The 5,056-nt window shown below is 68.8% G+C and carries 5 protein-coding genes and 1 pseudogene; 5 read left to right on the forward strand and 1 reads right to left on the reverse strand.

Features of this window, described 5'->3' with window-relative positions; translation table 11 throughout:
- The 3 genes and pseudogenes from AB4Y43_RS39995 to AB4Y43_RS40005 form a co-directional block, all read left to right on the forward strand.
- Window positions 1-174: pseudogene (locus AB4Y43_RS39995) on the forward strand (histidine ammonia-lyase); the annotation flags it as partial.
- Window positions 175-233: 59 nt separating this feature from the next.
- Window positions 234-929: a histidine utilization repressor gene (gene hutC, locus AB4Y43_RS40000; RefSeq protein ID WP_368730256.1), complete on the forward strand. Its 696-nt coding sequence runs from the start codon at window positions 234-236 to the stop codon at window positions 927-929.
- Between the two features lie 218 nt (window positions 930-1,147).
- Window positions 1,148-1,798 (forward strand): hypothetical protein, encoded by a 651-nt coding sequence (locus AB4Y43_RS40005; protein WP_069269347.1) that lies wholly within the window; start codon window positions 1,148-1,150, stop codon window positions 1,796-1,798.
- A 35-nt stretch (window positions 1,799-1,833) separates the two neighbouring features.
- On the opposite strand, the gene AB4Y43_RS40010 is transcribed toward AB4Y43_RS40005, so the two are convergent.
- Window positions 1,834-2,712, reverse strand: a complete 879-nt coding sequence (locus tag AB4Y43_RS40010) for a LysR substrate-binding domain-containing protein (protein ID WP_368730257.1) — start codon at window positions 2,710-2,712, stop codon at window positions 1,834-1,836.
- A gap of 136 nt (window positions 2,713-2,848) precedes the next feature.
- On the opposite strand from AB4Y43_RS40010, the gene AB4Y43_RS40015 reads away from it, so the two are divergent.
- Window positions 2,849-4,093, forward strand: a complete 1,245-nt coding sequence (locus AB4Y43_RS40015; RefSeq protein WP_368607156.1) for an aminotransferase class I/II-fold pyridoxal phosphate-dependent enzyme — start codon at window positions 2,849-2,851, stop codon at window positions 4,091-4,093.
- A 102-nt stretch (window positions 4,094-4,195) separates the two neighbouring features.
- A partial coding sequence (locus tag AB4Y43_RS40020; protein WP_368730258.1) for a helix-turn-helix domain-containing protein occupies window positions 4,196-5,056 on the forward strand: 861 nt, incomplete at its 3' end.

Genomic DNA, 5,056 nt, shown 5'->3' on the forward strand with positions numbered 1-5,056 from the left:
CCGCACCACACGAGCCCTGCGCTTGCGCACGTGATGCAGTCGGTGCGTGCCGAGGTGCCGCATTACGACCTCGACCGCTATTTCGCGCCGGATATCGAAGCGATTGCGCGTCTCGTGCAGAACGGTGCCATCGCTTCGCACAGCCCGTTGGCATTCGAATCCGAGGCGCAGTAAAGCGCAAGCACGCGCGATCACGCACAAGCAGACGCCAAGCCAAAGCACGGGCCAACGCGATGAGCGCTCCCGCATACCAGGGCATCAAGGACTTCGTCCTCGCGCGCATTCACGCCGGTGAGTGGAGTGAGGGCGACCAGGTGCCTTCGGAGAACGAACTGGCGCGCGAGTTCAAGGTCGCGCGCATGACCGTGAACCGGGCGTTGCGCGAACTCACCGCGGAACAGGTGCTCACGCGCGTGCAGGGCGCGGGCACCTTCGTCGCGCGGCCGAAGTACGAATCGACGCTCGTCGCCATTCGCAGCATCTCCGACGAAATCCTCGCGCGCGGGCACCGCTACCGCGCCGAGGTGCTCGAGATCGGCGTGCATCGCGCCGACGAGGCGCTCGCCGTCGAAATGGGGCTCGCCGCGAACGATCAGGTGTTCAACTCGCGGGTGCTTCACTTCGAAAACGACGAGCCCGTGCAGCTAGAAGAGCGCTGGGTCAATCCCGCCGTCGCGCCCGATTACGCGGCGCAGGACTTCACGCACATTACGCCGAACCAGTACCTCGTGCATGTCGCGCCGCTGCAGGGCGTGGAGTATCGCATCGAGGCGCTCGCCCCCGAGGCGCAGACGCGCGCGCGCCTCGCGATGGGGGAGGCCGAGCCGTGCCTCGTATTGCACCGGCGCACCCGCTCGCGTGGGCTCGTCGCCTCGGTCGCCAATCTCTGGCATCCGGGCAGCCGTTACCGCTTCACGGGCCATTTCTAAGGCCTGCCAAGGTCCGGCCGCGCCGCTCGCCGTCATTTCCTCAGTCATTTCCCCGTGCATGGCCGACAGTCGTCGGCATGTGCCTTGCTCCCTTTACCGTTAGCTGACCCTATTGCTAACGATAGCGCGCGTATGGGGCAGACGGCCCGCGAAAGCGCGCGTGGTGCGCCGCAGCCTTTATCATTGGCAGATGACGCGAACGAAGGAGGAGCTCCGCAATGGACGATGCCAACGCCACGCTCATGCCGATGTGGCGTGCCAATCTGGCGCTGCTCACGCGCGAGGTCGGGTCGGCCACCCGGCTCGCGCGCATGATGACGTTTTCCGCGAGCTACATGAAGCTGATCGTGTCGGGCCAGCGCGACTTCAGCGCGGAGTTCGTGCGCGGCGTGGAAGCCGTCACGGGTCTGCCAGAAGGCTGGATGGACGTGAAGCACGACAGCGCCGAGGTGCCCGACGAGACGCGCGAAGCGATCGCGAGCGAGACGCCGCGCGCGCGCTTTCGCGGCACCGCGCATCCGGTACGCAAGGCGCCTGTGCTGCGCGTCGAGCCGATCTTCGGCCAGGGCGCGAAGCGCGAGGAAGCGACGGCGACGCCCGAGGCGCACCGGCGTCTCGCGGGCACGCGCAAGATCCGCGATCTCGCCGCGCAGGACGTGCGCAAGCTCGAGCGCTACCTGAGCGTGCCGCCGGTCGAGCCCGCGGTGCTGCGCTCGCGTATCGAAGACGTGATCAACTACGCCGACCCCGACGAGCGCGTGCGCGCCGACCTCGAAGGCCGCCTCGAACAGATCGAGAAGCATCGCGAAATGCTATTGCGGCATGTCTCGCGCCTCTACGCGTTGCTTTCGCGGCTGGGCGACGATTGATCGACTGATTCGTTGCCCGAAGCATCGTCGGAAGATCACCGCTCCTGAACGCGCAGTTCCGCGAGGATCTGGTCGGCGAGAAAGTCGCACGGCGGACGGTTCGAGCGCGCGCTGCGCGCGAGCACCACTTCCAGTTCGGGGAGTGCCGGGAGGCCATGCTGGCGGCCGAGCATGACGAACGTCTCGGGCACCGCGCAGCGCGCGAGCGGCGCGATGGCGAGACCCGCGGCCACCATGCTGCACAGGCCCATCAGGCTCGGGCTTTCATACGATGTGCGATAGGCGATCTTCGCGCGCTCCAGCGCCTGGATCGCGTTCGTGTGCGCGACGCTGCCGCCGCCGAAGAGGGCGACCGGCAAGGGACGCTCGCGCCAGATCTCGCGCCCGCTCGCCGCGCTTACCGCCGCGGGGGGCGCGGCCCACACCATCGGCTCGAAGCGGATGAACTCGCCCGCGAGGCCTCGCGTACGCGTGATGCAGGCCAGGTCGATCTTGTTGTCCTTCAGGAGCGGCAGGAGCGCGCTGCTCGGCAGCCCGATCACCTGGATCTCCACCTTCGGCCAGTTCGCCGAGAACTTGCGCAGGACCGGTGGCATGAGCGAGGACGCGTAATCGTCGGGCACGCCGATCGACACGCGCCCCGTCACTTCCGGGTGCGCGAGCGAGGCCCACGCTTCGTCGCGCAACGCGAGCATGCGCCGCGCGTAGGCGATCAGCGTCTGGCCGTCGGGCGTGGGCGTGACGCTGCGCGGTGCACGGATAAAGAGCGGCTTGCCGATGGATTCCTCGAGCGCGCGGATCTGCATGCTAAGTGCGGCCTGCGAGCGGTGCACGAGCGCGGCGCCGCGCACGAAGCTGCCGGCGTCGGCGACGGCCACCACCATGGCCAGCACGTCGAGGTCGAGGGTCTTCATTGGTATAAGAAAAATTGATCGAAGGCTTCAATATAACGCGTTTGTCTGAACGCCGGGACGCGCCGATACTGGGGCCGTACCGACCCTTCGCGTTGTTCTTCGCATCGTCCTTCGCTTTCTGGAGAAGCCCATGTTGATGTCGCCGCCCGTCGATTTGACCTACGAACGATTCCAGCAACTGCAGATGCGGCTCGACATGTCGCGCGGCAAGCCTTCGCCCGAACAGCTCGACCTCTCGCAGGCGCTCATCGACGAAGCCGCACAGGCGGGCTATCTCGCGCGCGATGGCTTCGATTGCCGCAACTACGGCCTGGCGAGCGGCTTGCCCGAGGCGCGCGAGCTGGGCGCTGGGCTGCTCGGCGTGCCGGCCGCCCAGGTGATCGCGGCGGGTAATTCGAGCCTCGAACTGATGCACGACGCGCTGACTTTCGCGCTGCTGCACGGCGTGCCGGCGGGCGAGGGCGCAGAGGTGGGCGCGCCATGGCGAGCGCAGGGCGAGATCGCATTCCTGTGCCCGGTGCCGGGCTACGACCGCCACTTTGCAATCTGCGAGGCGCTGGGCGTGCGCATGATCGCCGTGCCGATGCGCGAGGACGGCCCCGACATGGACCGCGTGGAAGCGCTCGTGCGCGACGATGCGTCGATCAAAGGCATGTGGTGCGTGCCGCTCTACAGCAACCCGACGGGCGCGATCTGGTCCGACGAGGTGATCCGGCGTCTGGCCGCCATGCCCGCCGCGCCCGATTTCCGGCTCTTCTGGGACGACGCCTACCGCTTTCACCATCTGAGCGACGAAGCGCACACGACGCTCGACGTTTTCGAAGCCTGCGCGGCGGCGGGCCACGCAGACCGCGCGCTGATGTTCGCGTCGCTCTCGAAGGTGACCTTCGGCGGCGGGGCGTTCGCGTGGCTCGCCGCTGCGCCGCGTAACGTGGCCTGGTGGCAGAAGCACTCAGCCGTGCGCACGATCGGGCCGGACAAGCTCAACCAGCTGCGCCACGTGCGCTTCCTGCGCGACCGCGCGACGCTCACCGGGTTGATGGCGCGCCATCGGGCGCTGCTCAAGCCGAAGTTCGATGCGGTCGACGCGGTGTTCCGCGCGCGCCTCGCCGGCGTGCCCGGTGTGAGCTGGAACGTGCCGCGCGGCGGCTATTTCATCAGCCTTTATGCGCCCGAGGGTTGCGCGCGCCGCACGGTCGAACTCGCGGCGGCGGCGGGACTCGTCCTCACGCCCGCGGGCGCGGCGTTTCCGTATGGCGTCGATCCGCACGACAGTCATCTGCGGATTGCGCCGTCGTTTCCGGCGCTCGACGAGGTGCGCCTTGCCGCCGAGGGCATCGCGCTGTCGCTTCTGCGCGCCATCGAGGAACGGCGGCGATAGCAGCCGGGGCCGCTCCGGCGACGCTCGCGGCGATGTGCTACAACGGCAGACGTAGCCTACAAACGTAGTCAACGAACGTAGCCAACTTCACCCGAGGTTGCCGTGCAAGGTCTCGCCGTTTCATTGCAACGCGCGCTCGCCCAACGCGAGCGCGAGGGCCGCGCCGATAGCGGCCGTGCGCCCACGGCGCGTCCGCTCGCGGCGGGCGCCGGCTGGTCGGTCGACGATGTCGTCTGCACGCTCGGTCCCGGCGACCGGCCTTACGAGGAGCGCCACACGAGCGCGTGCCTCGCCGTCGTGGCGGCAGGCGTATTCGGCTACCGCAGCGGCAACGCGCGCGCGCTGATGACGCCCGGCGCGCTCATGCTCGGGGAAACCGGCGCCTGCTTCGAATGCGGCCACCGTCATGCGGCGGGCGACCGCTGCCTCTCGTTCCACTACGACCCTGGCTGGCTCGACGAGCAGGCCGCAGCCGCGGGCCTCGCGCCCGGCGCGCGCCGCTGGCGGGCCGCGCGGGTGCCGCCGGTGCGCGCGCTCGCGCCGCTCGTGGCGCACGCTTGCGCCGACGCGCTCGCGCAAGAGCGGGACCATGCGACCGGGGTGGTAGCCTGGGGTGCAATTGCACTGGAACTCGCGCTCGCGACCTTGCGCGTGGTCGCGAGCGGCAAGGAAGCGGCGACGCCTGCCACGCCGGGCGCCGCGGCGGCGGCACGTGTGGTTGCGACGCTGCGGCTGATCGACGAAACGCCCGACGATGCGCATACGCTCGCCAGCCTCGCGAGCGCGTCGGGCGTGAGCGAGTTCTATTTTCTGCGCACCTTCTCGGCGGTGGCCGGCGTGACGCCGCATCAATACCTGCTGCGCGCGCGATTGCGCGCCGCCGCCCTGCGTCTTGCCGCCGACGACGAAGCGAAGATCGTCGACGTTGCGCTCGCGAGCGGCTTCAACGATCTGTCGAACTTC

Source organism: Paraburkholderia sp. BR10872 (genome assembly GCF_040965835.1).
GTDB classification, from domain to species: domain Bacteria; phylum Pseudomonadota; class Gammaproteobacteria; order Burkholderiales; family Burkholderiaceae; genus Paraburkholderia; species Paraburkholderia nodosa_A.